The sequence below is a fragment of the Mesorhizobium neociceri genome, assembly GCF_013520985.1.
GTDB lineage: Bacteria > Pseudomonadota > Alphaproteobacteria > Rhizobiales > Rhizobiaceae > Mesorhizobium > Mesorhizobium neociceri.
In genome coordinates this window covers 66,671-82,729 of sequence record NZ_JACDTY010000008.1, presented here as the reverse complement: position 1 = coordinate 82,729, position 16,059 = coordinate 66,671, and the positions used below count along the sequence as shown (strand labels likewise).

General features: G+C 62.8%; 17 protein-coding genes. 13 read left to right on the top strand and 4 right to left on the bottom strand.

Going from position 1 to position 16,059, the window contains the following annotated elements:
• Positions 1-105 precede the first annotated feature (105 nt).
• From H0241_RS17620 to H0241_RS17595, 6 genes are all read left to right on the top strand, one after another.
• Positions 106-1,713, top strand: a complete 1,608-nt coding sequence (locus H0241_RS17620; RefSeq protein ID WP_181058933.1) for a carboxyl transferase domain-containing protein — start codon at positions 106-108, stop codon at positions 1,711-1,713.
• A 1-nt stretch (position 1,714) separates the two neighbouring features.
• Positions 1,715-2,245, top strand: a complete 531-nt coding sequence (locus H0241_RS17615; RefSeq protein WP_181058932.1) for an O-acetyl-ADP-ribose deacetylase — start codon at positions 1,715-1,717, stop codon at positions 2,243-2,245.
• 120 nt (positions 2,246-2,365) lie between these two features.
• On the top strand, positions 2,366-2,737 hold the full coding sequence (locus tag H0241_RS17610; RefSeq protein ID WP_181058931.1) for a hypothetical protein: 372 nt from the start codon (positions 2,366-2,368) through the stop codon (positions 2,735-2,737).
• Positions 2,738-2,782: 45 nt separating this feature from the next.
• Positions 2,783-3,157: a hypothetical protein gene (locus tag H0241_RS17605; protein WP_181058930.1), complete on the top strand. Its 375-nt coding sequence runs from the start codon at positions 2,783-2,785 to the stop codon at positions 3,155-3,157.
• Positions 3,158-3,201: 44 nt separating this feature from the next.
• Positions 3,202-3,564: a hypothetical protein gene (locus H0241_RS17600; protein ID WP_181058929.1), complete on the top strand. Its 363-nt coding sequence runs from the start codon at positions 3,202-3,204 to the stop codon at positions 3,562-3,564.
• 132 nt (positions 3,565-3,696) lie between these two features.
• Positions 3,697-5,658, top strand: a complete 1,962-nt coding sequence (locus tag H0241_RS17595) for an acetyl/propionyl/methylcrotonyl-CoA carboxylase subunit alpha (protein WP_181058928.1) — start codon at positions 3,697-3,699, stop codon at positions 5,656-5,658.
• A gap of 58 nt (positions 5,659-5,716) precedes the next feature.
• Here H0241_RS17595 and H0241_RS17590 read toward each other — a convergent pair whose 3' ends face one another.
• Both H0241_RS17590 and H0241_RS17585 read right to left on the bottom strand, forming a co-directional pair.
• Positions 5,717-6,838, bottom strand: coding sequence for an ABC transporter substrate-binding protein (locus H0241_RS17590; protein ID WP_181058927.1), 1,122 nt, complete (start codon positions 6,836-6,838; stop codon positions 5,717-5,719).
• A 373-nt stretch (positions 6,839-7,211) separates the two neighbouring features.
• Entirely contained in the window at positions 7,212-7,478 is a 267-nt protein-coding gene (locus H0241_RS17585; protein ID WP_025583692.1) for an SEL1-like repeat protein, read from the bottom strand.
• A gap of 444 nt (positions 7,479-7,922) precedes the next feature.
• Here H0241_RS17585 and H0241_RS17580 point away from each other — a divergent pair, with 444 nt between their 5' ends.
• The 5 genes from H0241_RS17580 to H0241_RS17560 all read left to right on the top strand — a co-directional run bounded on the left by H0241_RS17580 (position 7,923) and on the right by H0241_RS17560 (position 11,608).
• A complete protein-coding gene (locus tag H0241_RS17580; RefSeq protein WP_181058926.1) occupies positions 7,923-8,264 on the top strand; it encodes a DUF2147 domain-containing protein in 342 nt (113 codons plus the stop codon).
• A gap of 225 nt (positions 8,265-8,489) precedes the next feature.
• Positions 8,490-8,648: a hypothetical protein gene (locus H0241_RS17575; RefSeq protein WP_181058925.1), complete on the top strand. Its 159-nt coding sequence runs from the start codon at positions 8,490-8,492 to the stop codon at positions 8,646-8,648.
• Between the two features lie 39 nt (positions 8,649-8,687).
• Positions 8,688-8,882, top strand: a complete 195-nt coding sequence (locus tag H0241_RS17570; RefSeq protein WP_181058924.1) for a hypothetical protein — start codon at positions 8,688-8,690, stop codon at positions 8,880-8,882.
• A 128-nt stretch (positions 8,883-9,010) separates the two neighbouring features.
• Entirely contained in the window at positions 9,011-10,471 is a 1,461-nt protein-coding gene (locus tag H0241_RS17565; protein WP_235984333.1) for an AMP nucleosidase, read from the top strand.
• A gap of 105 nt (positions 10,472-10,576) precedes the next feature.
• The gene (locus tag H0241_RS17560) at positions 10,577-11,608 is read left to right on the top strand and encodes an endonuclease/exonuclease/phosphatase family protein (RefSeq protein ID WP_235984332.1); all 1,032 of its coding nucleotides are present in this window, start codon (positions 10,577-10,579) and stop codon (positions 11,606-11,608) included.
• Positions 11,609-11,633: 25 nt separating this feature from the next.
• Here the strand turns inward: H0241_RS17560 and H0241_RS17555 are convergent, their stop codons facing one another.
• Together H0241_RS17555 and H0241_RS17550 are read right to left on the bottom strand one after the other, a co-directional pair.
• Positions 11,634-12,158, bottom strand: coding sequence for a DUF922 domain-containing protein (locus H0241_RS17555; RefSeq protein WP_328824727.1), 525 nt, complete (start codon positions 12,156-12,158; stop codon positions 11,634-11,636).
• Positions 12,159-12,373: 215 nt separating this feature from the next.
• Entirely contained in the window at positions 12,374-14,053 is a 1,680-nt protein-coding gene (locus H0241_RS17550) for an electron transfer flavoprotein-ubiquinone oxidoreductase (protein WP_181058921.1), read from the bottom strand.
• A 219-nt stretch (positions 14,054-14,272) separates the two neighbouring features.
• Here H0241_RS17550 and H0241_RS17545 point away from each other — a divergent pair, with 219 nt between their 5' ends.
• Entirely contained in the window at positions 14,273-14,911 is a 639-nt protein-coding gene (locus H0241_RS17545; protein ID WP_181058920.1) for a hypothetical protein, read from the top strand.
• Positions 14,912-14,969: 58 nt separating this feature from the next.
• Complete coding sequence (locus H0241_RS17540; protein ID WP_181059135.1) at positions 14,970-15,848, top strand: uracil-DNA glycosylase; 879 nt, start codon at positions 14,970-14,972, stop codon at positions 15,846-15,848.
• Positions 15,849-16,059 lie beyond the last annotated feature (211 nt).

Genomic DNA, 16,059 nt, shown 5'->3' with positions numbered 1-16,059 from the left:
GACTCTCCGCCCTCCCCGAATTGAATACCTCGGTAGTCGGCTCCTCTTGGGTTAGGGCGAGAGCCCATAGTGATACTAAAATATGATATCATAAAAGGTTCGTCAATGAGCACTTTAGTCTCCCATATCTCGCCCTCCACCGACACCTTCCGCGCCAATGCCGAGCGCATGCGGGCGCTGGTTGCCGACATTGCGGACAAGGCGGCAAGCGTAGAGCGCGGCGGCTCGGATGAGGCACGCGAGCGCCATGTTTCGCGCGGCAAACTGTTGCCGCGCGAGCGGCTGGCGCAATTGCTCGACACCGGCTCGCCTTTCCTGGAGATCGGCCAGTTCGCGGCATGGTCGATGTATGGCGAGGAGATTTCCTCGGCCGGCATGATCGCCGGCGTCGGCCGCGTCGAAGGCACCGAGGTGATGGTCGTCGTCAACGACGCCACGGTGAAGGGCGGCACTTACTATCCGCTGACGGTGAAGAAGCATTTGCGGGCACAGGAGATCGCACTGCAGAACAATCTGCCTTGCGTCTACCTGGTCGACAGCGGCGGCGCCAATCTGCCCAACCAGGACGAAGTGTTTCCCGACCGCGAGCATTTCGGCCGCATCTTCTACAACCAGGCCAACATGTCGGCGGCCGGCATCCCGCAGATAGCCTGCGTCATGGGCTCATGCACGGCGGGCGGCGCCTATGTACCGGCAATGTCGGACGAGACCATCATGGTGCGCAACCAGGCGACCATTTTTCTCGGCGGCCCGCCGCTGGTGAAGGCGGCCACCGGCGAAGACGTCAGCGCCGAGGAACTTGGCGGCGCCGACGTGCATACCAGGTTATCCGGTGTCGCCGACCACTACGCGCTGGACGACGAACATGCGCTGGCCATCTGCCGGCGCATCGTGAAAAACCTAAACCGGCGCAAGACCGTAAGCCTGAGCTTACAGAAACCCACGCCGCCGCTTCACGACGCGCGGGAACTCTACGGCATCGTGCCGACCGATCTGCGCCAGCCCTATGATGTGCGCGAGGTGATCGCGCGCGTCGTCGACGGCTCCGAGTTCGACGAGTTCAAGCAGAATTACGGCACCACGCTGGTCACCGGCTTTGCCCATCTCCAGGGCATGCCGGTTGGCATCATCGCCAACAATGGCGTGCTGTTTTCTGAAAGTGCGCTGAAGGGCGCGCATTTCATCGAACTGTGCTGCCAGCGCAAGATCCCGCTGATCTTCCTGCAGAACATCACCGGCTTCATGGTCGGGCGAAAATACGAGGCCGGCGGCATCGCCAAGGACGGCGCCAAGCTGGTGATGGCGGTGGCCACCGCCAAGGTGCCGAAGGTGACCATGATCATCGGCGGCTCGTTCGGCGCCGGCAATTACGGCATGTGCGGGCGCGCCTATTCGCCACGCTTCCTGTGGATGTGGCCGAACGCGCGCATTTCGGTGATGGGCGGCGAGCAGGCGGCGACGGTGCTGGCGGTGGTCAAGCGCGAGGGCATCGAGCGCAAGGGCGGTGAGTGGAGTGCGGACGAGGAAGCAAAATTCAAGAAGCCGATACTGATGAAGTACGAGCATGAGGGTCACCCGCTCTACTCCTCGGCGCGGCTGTGGGACGACGGCATCATCGATCCGGCGAGGACGCGCGAGGTGCTGGGGCTGAGCCTTTCAGCCGCGCTCAATGCTGAAATCGAAGAAACACGCTTCGGCGTGTTCAGGATGTGAGATGAGCGCGATCGGCGACCGGATACGCGTTCACACTGGCGATATCACCAAGCTTGCGGTCGATGCCATCGTCAATGCCGCGAATTCCTCGCTGCTGGGCGGCGGCGGCGTCGACGGCGCCATTCACCGCGCCGCCGGCCCGGAGCTCGAATTCGAATGCCGGATGCTGCATGGCTGCAAGGTCGGCGACGCCAAGCTCACCAAGGGCTACAGGCTACCGGCGCGATACATCATCCACACGGTCGGACCTGTCTGGCAAGGCGGCGGCAAAGGCGAGGCCGGACTGCTCGCCTCCTGCTACCGCCGGTCGTTCGAAATCGCATGCGCCCATGATTGCCGGACGGTGGCCTTTCCGGCGATCTCGACCGGCATCTACGGCTATCCGAAGAACGAGGCGGCAGACATTGCCGTCGGCATCGCAAGCGACTTCCTGCGGCAGAACGCCCTGCCCGAGACCGTTATTTTCTGCTGCTTCGATGACGAAACCGCTGAACTATACCGATGCGCCGTTGCTGGCTTTGAAGAGCGCTGAGCTTCATGGCCAGAAGCATCCCCGCTACTGGCAAATACGAAATCTCCACCGCCGAACTGGCGGAGGGACAGGATATTCGTTATTGCTCATGCTGGATTTGGCAATCTGGGGTGGGTGGGAATGAAGCTGGAATATTGTCGTAGGTCGACCATCTCGATACTTTCAGTTTTTCTAATATTCTTGGCGCCGGGCCCTGGCGCGGCGGGATCGTTGGCGGGCAGCAAGGGCGACAGCCGTTATCCCGTCTACTTCCCGCCCTATGCGAGAGGAGACTGCTACAAGGCATACAAGGCCTACGTGGCTGCGCCCGGTCATTCCGCCTATGCATCGACCCTGGTCGGCGAGACCACCGAGGGCATCATCTGCGGCGCCTACCTCGATGCGGCTTCGCAGACGGCCGCGGAGACACAGGCGTTGAAGTCCTGCCAGTCCGCCATCAAAAAATACAAAGTCGGCGCCTCCGGACAGTGCAGCGTCGCGGCTTCCAAATAGGCGAAACGCTGTCATCACCGGCATCTTCAAAATGGGTAGGGCAAAATGAAACCGACATACATCACACGAGTAGCCGCGTCGCTACTTGCAGGCCTGTTTCTCGTCACGGCACCCAGCGTCGGATCAGCGGAATCGCTGGCGGGAAGCAAGGGCGACGTCCGCTTCTGGCCGAAATTGCGTACAAACCCGAAAGACCCATGCACCAAGGCTTACAATGCCTATGTGGCGGCCGGCGGCCATTCGGCTTACGCCACCACGCCGTATATGCGGGTAACGTATTTGTACATGATCTGCGGCTCGCGCATCAACGCACCGTCGCAAAAGGCGGCCGAAGACACGGCCTTGAGATCCTGCCAGGCCGGCCGCAGCAAATGGAAAGTCACGACCGGAGGCGCTTGCGAGATCGCTGCTTCCAAGTAGGCCGAGCCTTTAAGATTTAACTTTCTCCAACGGGGTGGGATAAGATGAAATTGAGAAAGACCGCATTGATGCTTGCAGGCCTGTTTCTGGTCGCCATATCCAGCGCCGGATCAGCGGCATCGCTGGCAGGGAACAAGGGCGATGTCCGTTTCTATCCGTATGTGTCGGGAAGTCTGATGGAGCCGTGCACCAAGGCCTACAAAGCCTATGTCGCGGCCAGCGGCCATTCGGCCTATGCGTCCACGCCCTACGCACGCGTGCGTTCGCTGTACATCGTCTGCGGCTCACGTTTGAATGCGCCTTCCCAGAAGGCGGCTGAAGAAGGGGCGCTGAAATCCTGTCAGGCCGGTCTCAACGGCCATAAGTTCACGACAGCAGGACGTTGCGAAATCGCTGCGTCCAAATAAGCAAGGCTTCGATCGCCGGTTCTTTGACAATGGCCAGACTCCAAAGCAGGGTGTGAGAAGGCTGGCAAGGATAGGCTGGCTGCACAGCGCGAGGGAGCGCCGACACCGCGGGCGGCAAACTCTGGAGGCTCCATGTTCGCCAAGATCCTGATCGCCAATCGCGGCGAGATCGCCTGCCGGGTCATCCGTACGGCACGCAGGCTCGGTGTGCGCACCGTTGCCGTCTATTCCGACGCCGACGGCAAGGCTCTGCATGTCGAAATGGCCGACGAGGCGGTGCATATCGGCGCTTCGCCCGTCGGTGAAAGCTATCTGCGCGGCGACAAGATTGTTGCGGCCGCGCTGGCGACAGGTGCCGAAGCGATCCATCCCGGCTACGGCTTCCTCTCGGAAAACCCCGACTTCGTCGACCAGGTGGTGGCGGCGGGCTTGACCTTCATCGGCCCGTCGGCGGCCTCGATCCGCGCCATGGGGCTGAAGGACGCGGCCAAGCGGCTGATGGAGAAGGCCGGTGTGCCGGTGGTGCCGGGCTATCATGGCGAGGCGCAGGAGATCGTGCTGCTGGCGTCCAAGGCGCGCGAGATCGGCTATCCCGTGCTGATCAAGGCGCGCGCTGGCGGCGGCGGCAAAGGCATGCGCCGCGTCGACCATCCCGACGATTTCTCCGAGGCGCTGTCGGGCGCACGGCGCGAGGCCAAGGCCGCGTTTGGCGACGACCGCGTGCTGGTCGAAAAATATGTCGACAAGCCGCGCCACATCGAGGTCCAGGTGTTCGGCGACAATTTTGGCAACGCCGTGCATCTCTTCGAGCGCGACTGCTCGGCGCAGCGCCGCCATCAGAAAGTGATCGAGGAAGCGCCTGCGCCCGGCATGACGCCGGCGCTGCGCAAGGCGATGACGGAGGCCGCGGTTAAGGCCGCCAAGGCGATCAGCTATTCGGGCGCCGGCACCATCGAATTCATCGTCGACGCCTCGCAAGGGCTGAAGGCCGACCGCTTCTGGTTCATGGAAATGAACACCCGCCTGCAGGTCGAGCATCCCGTCACCGAAATGGTCACCGGCACCGATCTTGTCGAGTGGCAGTTGCGCGTGGCATCCGGCGAAAAGCTGCCTAAGATGCAGAGCGAAATCCAGCTCTCCGGCCACGCCTTCGAGGCGCGTATCTATGCCGAGGACGCGGCGAAAGGGTTTTTGCCGGCGACCGGCACGCTGCATCACCTCACATTTCCCGACAAAGCTCCCGAGGGCGCCACGATGCGCATTGAGACCGGCGTGCGGGCCGGCAATGCGATCTCGCCCTTTTACGATCCGATGATCGCCAAACTGGTCGTCCACGCCAAGGACAGGCAGGCGGCGCTCGACGCGCTCGGCACAGCGTTATCGCAAACCGAAATTGCCGGCTCGACTGTCAACACCGCCTTTCTCGCGGCACTTGCCGCCGACGCCGATTTTTCGGCCGGCGATGTCGATACCGGCCTGATCGGCCGGCATCAGGAAGCGCTGACCGCGGTCGCCCCGCCGAGCGGCGAGATCGTTGCCGCGGCAGCCCTTGCCGCGGCCGGCGCCGGTGCGCTGCCGCCATCGGACGACCCATGGTCCTCGCTTGCCGGCTATGCGCATTTCCACACTGTTGCGCGGCGCACGCGCCTGCGCCATGGCGAGGACGATATTCTGGCACGTGTTTCAGTGCGGCCGGACGGGCGCTTCGAGGTGGCGCTGGATGCGCCCTATGACAGCGTCAATTCGCACGATCTTCGCGCCGCCCCTCGCCTTGCCCGCTGGCCGGGCCACGTCACCGTGTTTGAAGGCGCGGTCGGCTACAGTTTCCTCGTCCCGGATCCGCTGGCGCGAACCGACGAGGCCGCCGCTGCTTCCGGCAGCCTGCGCGCGCCGATGCCCGGGCTGGTCAAACTGGTGCGCGCCGCAAGGGGCGAAGCGGTGGTCAAGGGCCAGCCGCTGCTGATCCTGGAAGCGATGAAGATGGAGCACACGATCTCGGCCAGCCATGACGGCGTGATCGCCGAGATCGCTACCGAGGGCGCGCAGGTCACCGACGGAACCGTGCTGGTGCGCTTCGTTGAAGAGGCTGCATAGCCGGCTTAATCAAAAATGGCCGGGACAAGCCCGGCCATTTCCATGAGTACGCGGACGATTACTGCGCGATCGGCGCGTATTTGCCGTCATGCCACTGGTTGATGTCGTAGCTGGCGTTCTTCAGGTCGCCCTTCTCGTCGAAGGTCACGTCGCCGACCACGGTGCTGAACGGCGTACCGTTCTTCAGCGCCTCGGCAACCTTGACCGGATCGTCGGTTCCGGCGCGCTTGACGCCCTCTGCAAACGCCTGAACGACGGCGTAGGAGAACAGCGTGAAGCCTTCCGGCACGAAGCCGCCCGCCTTGATCTTGGCGATGGCCTCCTTGGCTTCCGGCTTGGCCTGCGGGTCCGAGGGGAAGACGAACATGGTGCCCTCACCGGCCGGACCGGCGACCTGCCAGAATTCCGGCGAGGCGATCGAATCCGGCATGATCAGCTGGAACTTGACGCTCTGCTCGGCCGACTGACGCAGGATCAGCCCGGCCTCAGGGTGATAGCCGCCGAAATAGACGACGTCGGCCTTGAGGTCCTTCAGCTTGGTGACGAGAGCCGAATAGTCCTTCTCGCCGGCATTGATGCCTTCATAGTCGACTTCCTTGAGGCCGCCGGCATTCATCGTCGCCTTCACTGCATCGGCCACGCCCTGACCGTAGGCGCTCTTGTCATGCAGGATGACGATGTTCTTGCCGGCATATTTCTTGGCAATCCACGGGCCGATGAAGGCGCCCTGCGCGTCGTCACGCGTGTAGAGACGCATGATCGTCGGCCAGCCAGCCTTGGCGGCGGCGTCAGTCAGCTCGGGATTTGAAGAGGCCGGGCTCATCATCAGCGCGCCGGCCTCGGCGTAGACGGCGGAAGCCGGGATGCTCGAACCTGAACAGGCATGGCCGTCGATAAACTTGACGCTGTTGGCAACGATGCGGTTGGCCACCGAAACCGCCTGCTTGGGATCGCACTGGTCGTCCTCGATGTCGATCTTGATCATCGAGCCGTTGACACCGCCGGCGGCGTTGATGGCGTCGGCGGCTGCCGTTGCGCCCTGCTTGAACTGATCGCCGATCGTGGCGAGCTGTCCGGTCATCGGGCCGACCACCGAAATGGTGATGTCATCGGCAAAGGCAACCGGCGCGCTCATCATCAGGCCAAATACGGCCGCGCTCAAAATACCCATTTTTTTCATGGTGATAGAACTCCTCCCACACGCGCGCAGCCGCTCTGGCCGCGCTTCTTTCAGAAGGCGGGACAATTTCATCCTTCATTGGGCCTGTCTAGGCGCATCGGCATCACTCGATTGGGCCTCATCAACGCAAAAAGCCACGCCAGCCTTGTTCCGGCCGGTCGTGGCTTTTTGCTCGTGGAGCAGTCCCCATGCGCCCCCGCGCCACGAAAACCTGCTCGCCGTCCCCATTGTGCACGGCTGGACCGTGTTGGCCTGCCGCGTTCTTGTTCTTCATTGTCGACCGTCTTGTCGCGGCCTTGTATTTCACCGGTTCCGGCCGTCTTTTGCGGTCTTGATCCCGGGGCTTCCCTGTTTTCGATAGTCTGCTGCGATCTCAGTGCATGGTCATCCATTCGCGGGCTTCGCGCAGTGCCCTGGCGATCTCGACCTTGGACATTGCGGCCGACAGTTCCGAGCGCAGTTCGGCGGCACGGATCGAGCCCTTGATGGCGGCGATGTTGAACCATTTGTGGGCGGCAACGACATCGGTCTCGCAATCGCGGCCGGTCGCATACATCATGCCCAGTTCGAAAAGAATGTCGGCCTGGGCAGTTGCCCCCATGGCGCCGAAGCCGGCTTCAAGCATTTCAAAACGTGCCATTTTAGTCCCCTGTCTGGCTCCCGAGAGCGGGCCTTTTCTGTCCCCCGGTATCCCCTGGGGAGCCGCTCTTTCGATGCTTTCGAGAATGAAGCCGAGCCTTGAATCCGTCGTTAAATGGCGTGCTTAATTTGGAGAAAACAAAGCTAAAACAAGAGGTAAACGCGGAAATTCGTTAAGGATACAAAGCCTGCAACCGCGCCGTTTCGCGCCGGATTTGACGAAAATTTGCGGGGCGCCGGTCAACACTCTGCTAACCACGGAAACCAAAGCCAACGCCTCGATCGTTTCATTTCCAGGTCGCTGAGCGCTTTCTCGACCCTCATGAAAATTGCAAACCCTTCCCTCACGGCACCCGCTTTTGTTTTGCCGGGAGCTGGATTAGCTTACGTTTGCGTAAGGGGCAGAGAGGCGGGCGCCCCAGCTAAAACCACAGGGAGGACAGATATGTTTGGCAAAGTGAGCTTGGCCCTGGCGGCCACGATGATGATGGCGGGCGCGGCCTGGGCCGATCCGATCGAAGGCAACTGGAAGACGCAAGCCGGCGACACCGCGCTCATTGGCGGTAGCGATTCATTCTCCATCACGCTGAAGACCGGCAAATATGCCGGCAAGACCATCGGTTCGCTCAAGGCGACCGGGAGCAACAAATACGCCGGCAACATCACCGATCCGGCAAACGACAAGACCTACTCCGGCAAGGCCACACTGTCGGGCACCTCGCTGAAGATGAGCGGCTGCGTGCTCGGTGGCCTGATCTGCAAGAGCCAGACCTGGCACAAGCTCTGAGCTTGCTGTTTTGACATGACGACAACGGGGCCTTCACAGGCCCCGTTTTCTTTTCCAGGACGGTCCACGACACACCCGCATCGGCACCTCGCGGCCTCGTAACCGGGGCAGATGCTCTCCCTAAAACATCGTCAATCACTTTGAACCGCAGATGAACGCCGGCATCAGAGCCGGTTCAGTCGCATCAGGGCATTTTGATGGCGTGTTCAAGGAGACACCACGCAAATGCTCGCTCGCCGCTTCACCATCGTCTGCCTGCTGATGAGCCTGTTCGGCATGTTCTTCGCCATTCTCGTGGCCGAAGCCGGCCGTCCGGCCCGCTCCTGGGATGCAGCCAGTTCCAACAGCTGCCAATTCGATTGCATGAACCATTTCCGCCGCTGAGACGACAAAGACGTAGATCCAAACAGAAAAGCCAAAGCCATGAACCGCGCAGCCATCAACGCCCTCAAGACCCTCCGGCTTCTGCCGCGGGCGGCGCTCGTCCTGATCGTGCTCTCAGCGCCGGTCCTGGCCATGCCGATGATGCGCGCCGGTGACGACACGACGATCGACGCGCCGGCGACAAAGAAGCATGGCGTTGGCTTTGTGCTGCTCGTCAGCCTGCAGCGCGGGTAAGGTGCGCTGGGAATAAATCTTCGCCTTGGCTGCCTCGGTGGCCACCTCCCCCTCCCAAGTGCTGTCCTGAGTCTCTATATTGAGCCATGGAAAAGCGAATCTACCCACAAGCTATCGAATCGGTCGTCATGCCGGAGCCTTTCGGCAAGAAGAGCTTCGACGATGCCAAAAAGGCCGTGGCCGCCTTGCAGGGGCTCTACGACCGCAACACCAAATTCCTGCGTGACTCCTTTGCGGCACTTGCCGCCGGCGGCGACGAGAGCAAGCGCTACCGCGCCTTCTACCCGGAGATCGGCGTCACCACCAATTCATTCACCCAGATCGACTCGCGCCAGGCGTACGGTCACATGCCGACGCCGGGGCATTTCTCGACCACCATCACCCAGCCGGCGCTGTTCGAAACCTATCTCGTCGAGCAGCTTCGGCTGATCATGCGCAACCACGGCGTGCCGGTGACGGTTTCGGAATCAACCACGCCGATCCCGCTGCATTTCGCCTTCCTCGAAGGCACCCATGTCGATGGCGCAGCCGCCGAGCGCATCAAGCGGCCGATCCGCGACCTTTTCGACGTTCCGGACCTCGACGGCACCGACGACCAGATCGCTAACGGCACATTCGAGGTGGCGTTCGGCGAACCGAGGCCGCTGGCACCGTTCACGGCACAGCGCATCGATTATTCGCTGCACCGCATGACGCATTACACCGCGACCAGCCCGCAGCATTTCCAGAACTTCGTGCTGTTCACCAACTACCAGTTCTACATCGATGAGTTCGTCGCCCGCGCGCGGGCGCAGATGGCGGAAGGCGGCCACGGCTATACCGAATTCGTCGAGCCGGGCAATGTCGTCACCAAGGCGGGGCAAAGCGTGCCCAGCGAAGGCGTGGCGGCGCCGCGCCTGCCGCAGATGCCGGCCTATCATTTGAAGAAGCCGAACCATGGCGGCATCACCATGGTCAATATCGGCGTCGGCCCGTCCAACGCCAAGACCATCACCGACCATATCGCGGTGCTGCGGCCACATGCCTGGCTGATGCTCGGCCATTGCGCCGGCCTGCGCAACACACAGGCGCTGGGCGACTATGTGCTGGCGCATGCGTATGTCAGGGAAGACCATGTGCTGGATGACGACCTGCCGGTGTGGGTGCCGATCCCGCCGCTGGCCGAGATTCAGGTGGCGCTGCAGGAGGCGGTCGCCGAAGTCACCGGGCTTTCCGGCTACGATCTCAAGCGCATCATGCGCACCGGCACCGTCGCCACCATCGATAACCGCAACTGGGAACTGCGCGACCAGCGCGGGCCAGTGCAGCGGCTGTCGCAGTCGCGTGCCATCGCGCTCGATATGGAATCGGCGACCATCGCCGCCAATGGCTTCCGCTTCCGTGTTCCCTACGGCACGCTTTTATGCGTCTCCGACAAGCCGCTGCATGGCGAATTGAAGCTGCCTGGCATGGCGACCGAGTTCTACAAGCGGCAAGTGGCGCAGCATCTGACCATCGGCATCAAGGCGATGGAGAAGCTGGCGGAAATGCCGATGGAACGGTTGCATTCCCGCAAGCTGAGAAGCTTTTCGGAGACGGCCTTCCAGTAGGCTGGCTTCCGGTAAATGTTGGCCGCGAGGCGTTTCGTCATCTTGATTGGGCCGCATTTGCGCCGATAACAGGCCTGACACCTCGGCAATGCAAAACCCGGTCTGATGGCACGCGTGCGAAACATGATGGCTTCGATGGCGTTCCTGGCAATGCTCGGCCTCTCGGTCGCGCTTGTGGCCGGGTTCTTTGGCACACTGCATCCGGCCTTCGATTCCTTCGCCCATTTCCGCATCCATCTGGCCGTGCTGATGGCGCTGATTGGGCTGCCGCTGCTTGCCACCTCGTTTCGCCTGCAGGCGGGTGTGGGCCTGCTCCTCGCCGTGGCCGCCTTCGCCAGCACGTTGAGCACCTTGCCGCGCCTGTGGCCGGTGCAGGCCGCCGGTGACGCCGAGCCCGGCAACGAGATGGTCTACCGGCTGCTGCAGATGAACCTGCGCTTCAACAATCCGACGCCCAAGAAGGTTCTCTCGCTGATCGGCCGCACCAACCCCGACGTGATCACGCTCGACGAAGTATCGGCGATGTGGGCAACCGAGCTCGGCTATATCAGCAGCGCCTATCCCTACCGCATCCTGTGCGCCTACCCCAACGGCGTGTTCGGCGTGGCGCTCCTGTCCAGGCGGCCGTTTGCCGTCGGTACCGAACCATACTGCGAACCGCGCGGCGCGATGGCCACCGCCACCGTCGACTTTGGCGGCATCGGCGTCGATGTCGCCGCGATCCATCTGAGCTGGCCGTGGCCGAAGGAGCAGTACTGGCAGATCGGCGAGTTGACCAAGACGCTCACCTCGCTGGGCGAGACGGCGATCATGGCCGGCGACTGCAACGCCGTGCCGTGGAGCGCTGCGGTGCGGCGTGTCGCCTCGCTCGGTGGACTGACTGTGATGCCATCGGCCGGGCCGAGCTGGATTCACCGGACGCTGCCCGACTTCCTGCGCCGCTATGCGGGCCTGCCGATCGACCAGGTGTTCTCGAAGGGCAAGGTGACGATCCTGTCGTCAACCCGGCTGGAAGACACCGGCTCGGACCACCTGCCGGTGATGGTGGAGTTTTCGCTGAAGCGTGACGAGACCAAGCCGGCCGACGAGGACGCCACCGCGACCGTGTCGCTTATCCAGCCCGGCGCACGCGGCTAGATCAACACGTTACGGGCTTGAGGTTTCACAAGCCCACCAGGGCCTCGATGATGCGCTCGACATGGCCGCCTTCACTGTGCTCGCGCGCGTCGAAGGCGATCTGTTTCGCCTCGTAGAGCTTGGAGGTGGCTTCCAAGCGCCGCCTGGCTTCGGCGCGCGTCTTGTTGCATTGCGGATCGTTGGCAAATTTCAGGCCGCGAACCGACCGCTCCGCGGCCTGCATCATCTGCCCGGCGATACGACCATGGGTTCCTTCATGAGCGAGAACGCCGGTGAAAAACCGGTTCCAGCGTTTGTGCAGCGCCGGCGTGACGGCCGAGGCCACGCGCGGATAGGTGTAGGTGACGTTGAGCGTTCCATTGGCCTGGCGCAGGCGGCAGACGCCGTTGGCCTGGCCGAGGTCCAGGTTCCAGTCCGCGGTGTAGCTCGTCTGCGCGATGGCGTGGGTCATGAAACCGTGCTTGGGGCCCCTGCGATTCATGGCGATAACCAGACCGGCACCTGTGGTGCCGGTGATGTCATAGGTTCGCGTCTTGACGACGGTTTTCACCCCCGCCGACGCCGTCCCGACGATGCCGCAGGCCGCGCCTATGACGGCGACGCAAAACAAGACCAACACCCGCATGCCATTCTCCCACATGGACCCGGCAATGAGACCACAAGCAGATGACGGTTTCAACAATCATGGCGCCGATCGCCTTACATGCCCTGGTAACCAGCCCCGCGCCGGTATTTTTGCCGGCAGCGGTCGAGACGGCCCGTAGCTCACATGCCCTGGTAGACCGGGCCCTCGCCGCCTTGCGGCGGCACCCAGTTGATGTTCTGGTTGGGATCCTTGATGTCGCAGGTCTTGCAGTGCACGCAGTTCTGCGCGTTGATGACGAAGCGCACATCCTTGGCGGCCGGATCGGCGGCAGCATTGCCATCCTTGTCGACCCATTCGTAGACGCCGGCCGGGCAATAGCGGGTCGACGGCCCGGCAAAGACGTCGTGCTCGGAGCGCTGCTGCAGGGCCATATCGGCGACCAGGAGATGCACCGGCTCGTTTTCCTCATGGTTGGTGTTGGACAGGAACACCGAGGACAGCCGGTCAAAAGTCAGCACGCCGTCCGGCTTGGGATACACGATCTTCTCGTGCTGGGCGGCCGGCTCCAGCGTCGCATAATCGGCCTTGCCGTGCTTCAGCGTGCCGAAGGGCGAGAAGCCGAACAGCGTGTTCAGCCACATGTCGAGACCGCCGAGGCCGATGCCGAGCACAGTGCCGAAACGCGACCAGAGCGGCTTGACGTTGCGGACCTTCTTCAAATCCTTGCCGATATCGGTTGCCCGCCAGGCGTTCTCGTAGGAGGTGAGCTCGTCATTGGCGCGGCCGGCGCCGATCGCTTGCGCGACATGTTCGGCCGCCAGCATGCCGGACAGCACCGCATTGTGCGAACCCTTGATGCGCGGCACGTTGACGAAGCCGGCAGCACAACCCATCAGCACGCCGCCGGGGAAGGACAGTTTCGGCACCGACTGCCAGCCGCCTTCGGTAATGGCGCGCGCGCCATAGCCGATGCGCTTGGCGCCCGCGAAGGTGCCCGATATCGCCGGATGGGTCTTGAAGCGCTGGAACTCCTCGAACGGCGACAGCCAGGGGTTCTTGTAGTTGAGGTGGAGAACGAAGCCGACCGCCACCTGATTGTCCTCGAGATGGTAGAGGAAGGAGCCGCCGCCGGTCTTCAGGTCGAGCGGCCAGCCGAAGGAATGCTGGACCAGGCCCGGCTTGTGGTTCTCCGGCTTGACCTGCCACAGTTCCTTGAGGCCGATGCCGTATTTGCCGGGTTCGCGGCCGTCGGACAGCTTGTATTTGGCGATCAGCTGCTTGGACAGCGAACCGCGCGCGCCCTCGCCGATCAGCACATATTTGCCCATCAGCGCCATGCCCGGCGCGAAACCCGGGCCGTGCGTGCCGTCTTTTTCGACGCCCATGTCGCCGGTGATGACCCCGGTGACGGCGCCGGCATCGTTGTAGACCAGGCTGGCAGCAGCAAAGCCCGGATAGATTTCGACGCCCAGCGCTTCAGCCTTGGTCGCCAGCCAGCGGCAGACATTGCCGAGCGAGACGATGTAGTTGCCGTGATTGTTCATCAGCGGCGGCATCAGGATGTTGGGCAGACGGAACGAGCCGACGGGGCCGAGGACCAGGAAATGGTCCGCGGTCACCGGTGTCTTGAAGGGGTGGCCCTCTTCCTCGCGCCAGCCGGGCAACAGGCGGTCGATGCCTATGGGATCGACGACGGCGCCGGACAAAATGTGGGCTCCAACCTCGCCGCCCTTTTCCAGCACGACAACGGAAAGCTCGGGATTGACCTGCTTGAGCCGGATCGCTGCGGCAAGGCCCGCCGGGCCGGCCCCGACGATGACCACGTCGAATTCCATGCTCTCGCGTTCGATCTCGCTCATCAACCCCTCCGCACTGGCTAACCGTTTCCGGGCATTTTGCTGGCTCCTGCGCTGCATAGCGCATCAATCCGCGACAGGAAACCGGCGCTGGCGTGACAATGCCGTTTTCGCCAAAAAGTCGCGGATAACAACGGTGCAGCAAGCGTTTTGCTCCGGCTGGACTTACGGTTCCCATATTTTAATTGTTCGACGGCTCGCTTATCGGCCATACTTCTGCCCATGCGCACGCCGTCCGGCTTTTCATTGACGCGCTTTTCCCTTCCGCCCGGCCGGAACTGCCGAGCGCTTCTTCTCGCCCTTTCGGTGCTCATGCCGGTTAAGGCTTATGCCGAGCCGGTGAAGGTGTGGGCGACCGGGGCCTATTCCTTTTCCGACGAGCTTGGCGGCTTCCACATCACCGGCGCCTCGGGCACCGGCACCAGGGATGACCCGCTGATCATCTCCGAGGAGCTGAATTCGTCGACGCCGGTGACGCTCACCATCCGCACCACCAAGCCGATCCAGCCGTTCAGCACCAATGGCGAATTTGCCAACGGCGTCCTGTACATGCGCATCGAGGTGCTCAACAACAGCGGCCAGGCCTGGGTCGAATTCCAGTTCGAGCTGCAGGAGATCCTCAACCAGCCGAGCGTATTCGGCGACGGCCTGTCCTTCGACCAGCGCAACAAGACGCCCGACAATATCGTGTCGAGCGCCTATGCCGATTTCGACCGCGATTTCGAACCCTATGACCGGCTGCTGTTCAAAAACGGCAAGATCGACCCGCTGAAGAGGGGAAGCTTCGAATTTCTGATCACCGACTATACGCCGCGCTGGACGTTTTATCTGGTGCAAGATCCTCGGATTCCGACGGGATAGAGCGGCAGAAGGCCGCTCAATCTTGCAAAATGCCGTCGAGCAGACGATGGTGCCGGCCATGACTGCCGCCTCCCCCAAAAACCGATCCGAGCTTGCCGACCTCCTGGCATTCTACGCCAGCGCAGGCGTCGACGAGGCGCTGGAAGACGCGCCTGTGAACCGGTTTGCCGAGGCCACGCCGAGGCCAGCTGAGCGAGCGCCCGCGCCAGCCGCACCTCCTCGTGAAAACAAGGCACCGGACCAAGCCGAGGCAAGCACAGGGCTAGACGCGAGCCGAGTGCCGGACGCGCCGGCGCGCTCCGTGCCGGCCACGGCGACGGTGCCCGACGAGGCACAGGCGGCACTGGCCCGGCAAATGGCGGCAGGCGCCTCGACGCTCGACGCGCTGCGTCAACACATGGCGTCCTTCGACGGCTGCAACCTCAAATTCACCGCCAAGAACCTGGTCTTTGCCGATGGCAATCCGCAGGCTTCGGTGATGCTGGTCGGCGAGGCACCCGGCCGCGACGAGGACATTGAAGGCCTGCCCTTCGTCGGCCGCTCCGGCCGGCTGCTTGACCGCATGCTGGCGGCGATCGGGCTCGACCGGACATGTGTCTACATCGCCAACGTCATTCCCTGGCGGCCGCCCGGCAACCGCACGCCGACGCCGCACGAGACCGAGATCTGTCGTCCGTTCATCGAGCGGCAGATCGAGCTGGTCAATCCCAAGGTGCTGATCAATCTGGGCGGCCCATCGGCCAAGACCCTGCTCAACACGAGCGAAGGCATCTTGCGGCTGCGCGGCAACTGGCGGGTGCATACCACGGCGTCCGGTGTTGCCATCCCGGCGATGCCGACGCTGCATCCCGCCTATCTGCTGCGCACGCCCGCGCACAAGAAGCTGGCCTGGCGGGATTTCCTCGAGGTGAAGGCGAAGTTGCGGGAGGTGGGCTAGACGCCCTTCCCTTCTCCCCTTGTGGGAGAAGGTGGATCGGCGCGCAGCGCCGAGACGGTTGAGGGGTGCGTGGAGGATCGTCGTCTTTGCCAAGCTGGAACACCCCTCATCCGACCGAGCTTCGCTCGGCCACCTTCTCCCACAAGGGAGAAGGTAGAACCGCGCCAATAACCTCCGAGGTAATTGAAATACGCCCCTCCCCGGCCTAATC

Coding starts and splice junctions, on each gene's coding strand:
- H0241_RS17550 (WP_181058921.1), bottom strand. CDS start 14,053: ATGAGCGAGATCGAACGCGAGAGCATGGAATTCGACGTGGTCATCGTC.
- H0241_RS17585 (WP_025583692.1), bottom strand. CDS start 7,478: ATGGCACGTTTTGAAATGCTTGAAGCCGGCTTCGGCGCCATGGGGGCA.
- H0241_RS17575 (WP_181058925.1), top strand. CDS start 8,490: ATGCTCGCTCGCCGCTTCACCATCGTCTGCCTGCTGATGAGCCTGTTC.
- H0241_RS17615 (WP_181058932.1), top strand. CDS start 1,715: ATGAGCGCGATCGGCGACCGGATACGCGTTCACACTGGCGATATCACC.
- H0241_RS17610 (WP_181058931.1), top strand. CDS start 2,366: ATGAAGCTGGAATATTGTCGTAGGTCGACCATCTCGATACTTTCAGTT.
- H0241_RS17580 (WP_181058926.1), top strand. CDS start 7,923: ATGTTTGGCAAAGTGAGCTTGGCCCTGGCGGCCACGATGATGATGGCG.
- H0241_RS17560 (WP_235984332.1), top strand. CDS start 10,577: ATGGCACGCGTGCGAAACATGATGGCTTCGATGGCGTTCCTGGCAATG.
- H0241_RS17605 (WP_181058930.1), top strand. CDS start 2,783: ATGAAACCGACATACATCACACGAGTAGCCGCGTCGCTACTTGCAGGC.
- H0241_RS17595 (WP_181058928.1), top strand. CDS start 3,697: ATGTTCGCCAAGATCCTGATCGCCAATCGCGGCGAGATCGCCTGCCGG.
- H0241_RS17600 (WP_181058929.1), top strand. CDS start 3,202: ATGAAATTGAGAAAGACCGCATTGATGCTTGCAGGCCTGTTTCTGGTC.
- H0241_RS17620 (WP_181058933.1), top strand. CDS start 106: ATGAGCACTTTAGTCTCCCATATCTCGCCCTCCACCGACACCTTCCGC.
- H0241_RS17540 (WP_181059135.1), top strand. CDS start 14,970: ATGACTGCCGCCTCCCCCAAAAACCGATCCGAGCTTGCCGACCTCCTG.
- H0241_RS17570 (WP_181058924.1), top strand. CDS start 8,688: ATGAACCGCGCAGCCATCAACGCCCTCAAGACCCTCCGGCTTCTGCCG.
- H0241_RS17545 (WP_181058920.1), top strand. CDS start 14,273: ATGCGCACGCCGTCCGGCTTTTCATTGACGCGCTTTTCCCTTCCGCCC.
- H0241_RS17590 (WP_181058927.1), bottom strand. CDS start 6,838: ATGAAAAAAATGGGTATTTTGAGCGCGGCCGTATTTGGCCTGATGATG.
- H0241_RS17565 (WP_235984333.1), top strand. CDS start 9,011: ATGCCGGAGCCTTTCGGCAAGAAGAGCTTCGACGATGCCAAAAAGGCC.